Here is a 3,265-nt window from a genome sequence, read left to right on the forward strand (position 1 = left end):
TCTTGAACATCGAAAGAGAAAAAAGAAAGAAGAACATCCCGATGACAAAGATCCAGAACATATCGATCCATACAATATCCAGCCCCGCCCCACGGTAGAGCACAGCCTGGGACATACTGACAAAATGGCTTGTTGGCATCAGCAGCATAATATACTGAAGTGCCTCGGGCATACTCTCAAAAGGGGTGATCGCTCCGGAGAGTATTTGAAGCGGTAATATGGTGATGATGATGATAAGCCCAAGCTGCGGCATGGATCTGGCAACCGTTCCCATAAAGATCCCCATTGAAGTGGTTGAAAAAAGCATTAAAAAAGCACCAAAGAGAAAAAGCCCTTCAGATCCTGCTATAGGGACATCAAGAACGCCTTTGACCACAAACTCCAGCGAAAGTGCCGCGGCCACAAGAACAACGGCACCCATGGACCACACTTTTGAAAGCATGATCTCCGTAGCGCTCAATGGCATGACCAATAGATGTTCAAGTGTCCCGTGTTCTCTCTCACGGATAAGTGCGGCGCCTGAGAGGATAATAGAAAGAAGGGAGATCTGTTCAATAAATTTCATCACGCTTCCAAACCAACTGCTTTCAAGCGCAGGATTGAACTTCATACGGATGACAAGTTCCACCGGAAGCGAAGCGGCAGTTGAAGGGCCTTGCAAAAAAGTGCTGACTTCATCGTTGATCATCTGCTGTATGTACCCCGCACCGATACCTGCCTGTGACATACGTGTAGCATCGATATTGAGCTGGATCGTAGGTTGCCTGCCTTGCAGTACTTCCTTCTCGAAAGAAGGCGGAATGATAAGGACAAAGGTGTAGATACCCTTATCCATTCCCGGATCCATTTTATCTGCCTCTATCAGATCGGGAGAAAGGAAACGCGGTTTGTAAAATGCACCGATGATACGCGCTGAGAGGGTCGACCGGTCCTCATCGATGAAGGCAACAGGGACCTTGTTCAGTTCCGAAGAGGTAGCGGTTGCACCGATATAGATGGCAAAGGAGAAGGTGTAGACGATCAGCACGGCCATGATCTTGTCATACCATAGACTCTGAAGCTCTTTTATCCCGAGACGGTAAATGTTCAGAAGACGTTTTTTCACTTATGCCTCCTGCTTTTTCAACGCTGCCATGCTCAACAGAGTAATGACCACTACAGCGGCTGCAAGCGCCGCAAAGTCGTGATGCAGGTCGTCAAACTCAAGCGCCTTGCTGAAAACACCGCGGCTGATATTGATGAAATAGGTTGCCGGATAGATATTACCGATCACCGCTCCGGCACCCTCGAGAGAACTGACCGGTTCGTTCAGGCCTGAAAAACTGACTGTCGGCAGTAAGGTAAAGATGGCCGTTGCAGCCAGTGCCGCGATCTGGGTTTTGGCGAATGAGGACATCAGAAGCCCCAAGCCTGTCGTGGCTGTCACGAAAAGCACCGCACCCAGACTCAGTGTCCATAAACTGCCTTTCAGCGGTACACCGAACAGCGTGGTTGCAAGAGCCACCAGTCCGAAATACCCGATCATACTGATCACGATATAAGGCAGCTGTTTCCCCAGCAGGAACTCGAGCCTTGTGACCGGCGTGGCATAGAAGTTCGTGATGGAACCGAGCTCCTTTTCACGCACGACACTCATTGCCATCAGGATCGAAGGGATGAAGACCAGAAGCAGAGGGATCACTGCGGGTACCATGGCATAGATACTTTTAAAGTCCTGATTATAGCGGTAGCGCATCTCGATATTGGCGGCTGAGAAGAGAGGAGTATGCCCCAACTGTTCCTTGGTCTGCTGAAACAGGTAATCATAATGCATACCTTTGACATATCCCCGGATCGTCTCGGCCCGAAACGGCATGGCCCCATCGATCCATACACCGATCTCGACAGACCTGCCCCGTTTCAGGTCCCTTCCGAATCCAGGCGGGATCTCCAGTGCCAGAGAGATCTCTCCGTTACGCATTCTCCTGTCAAGTTCCGAAGAGGATCCGATCTCACTTCGTTCCCTAAAATAACGTGATCCTGAAAGGTTCTGGATATAAGAACGGCTCTGGGGAGACTGGTCTCTGTCAAGCACTGCAAAATCCAGGTCCTCCACATCCATAGTGATACCGTAGCCCAAGGTGAACATCAACAGGATCGTACCAAAAAGGGCAAAGAAGAGCCTCACAGGATCACGCAGAAGCTCCAGAGATTCACGATAGGTATAGCCCATGAGACGCAGGGGACTGAAAAAGCGATTCTGAGGTTTTGACCGGGGGAATGACTCAGGCAAACCGGTACTTTTTTGCAAAACCTTGCCCTCTTCTGCCTCTTCAAGGTAGTCTATGAAAGCATCTTCAAGTTTCTCTTTATTCCTGGAGCTGATCAGGGCTTCAGGGGTGTCACTGGCCAGCACCCGTCCCTGATGCATCAAAGAGATCCGGTCACACCGCTCCCCTTCATTCATAAAGTGTGTCGAAACGAAGATGGTCACGCCTTCGTTTCGCGAAAGACCGATCAGCAGCTCCCAGAAACGGTCGCGGGAGACAGGGTCGACACCAGACGTGGGTTCATCAAGGATCAGTATCTGGGGCCTATGGACAACGGCTACGGCCAGAGAGAGTCGCTGTCTGATACCAAGAGGAAGCTCCAACGTATGCGTATCGGCATAGTGCTCCAGGTCAAAACGCGCTATCATCTCCTCTATACGAGGTCCAACTTCAGACTCCGGAAGGTGAAAAAGCTGTGCATGCAGCTTCAGGTTCTGTCTGACCGTCAGTTCCGAATAGAGTGAAAATCCCTGGGTCATGTAGCCGACCCTGCTCCGCGTAGCAAGGTCTTTGGCATCCACAGGCCTGCCAAAAAGCCATGCCTCCCCTTCGCTGGGATCGAGCAGACCCGTGAGCATCTTCATCGTCGTCGTCTTGCCGCAGCCGTTCGAGCCCAGAAAACCAAAGATCTCCCCGCGTTCTATGGTGAAACTCACATCATCCACGGCAGTAAAGTCGCCAAAACGCATCGTCAGCCCCTTGGCAACAATGGCCTCTTCTTCCTTCTCACCCGTTGAGTTCATTCTCGGCGGTATGACAAGGCCCTTGTATCCCCGCCGCTTGGATTCGGGCAGCAGTGCGATAAAGGCATCATCGAGGTTCTCCGTACCGGTCTTTTGGTACAGTGCATCGGGGCTGCCCGTAGCGAGCACCTTTCCTTCATCCATCGCAATGATCAGATCGAAGCGTTCCGCCTCTTCCATATAGGCAGAAGCGATGATGACGCTCATCCCCTC

2 protein-coding genes are annotated in these 3,265 nt (G+C 51.3%); both read right to left on the reverse strand.

What is annotated here, in order from left to right:
• On the reverse strand, positions 1-1,105 hold a 1,105-nt coding region (locus VIM88_RS07685), incomplete at its 3' end, for an ABC transporter permease (RefSeq protein WP_331862308.1).
• Positions 1,106-3,265, reverse strand: a 2,160-nt coding sequence (rbbA, locus tag VIM88_RS07690) for a ribosome-associated ATPase/putative transporter RbbA (protein ID WP_331862309.1), incomplete at its 5' end; no start/stop codon positions are given. It abuts the gene before it with no gap.

Origin of the sequence: Sulfurovum sp. (assembly GCF_036568385.1) — a bacterium.
In the GTDB taxonomy this organism is placed as follows: Bacteria; Campylobacterota; Campylobacteria; order Campylobacterales; family Sulfurovaceae; genus Sulfurovum.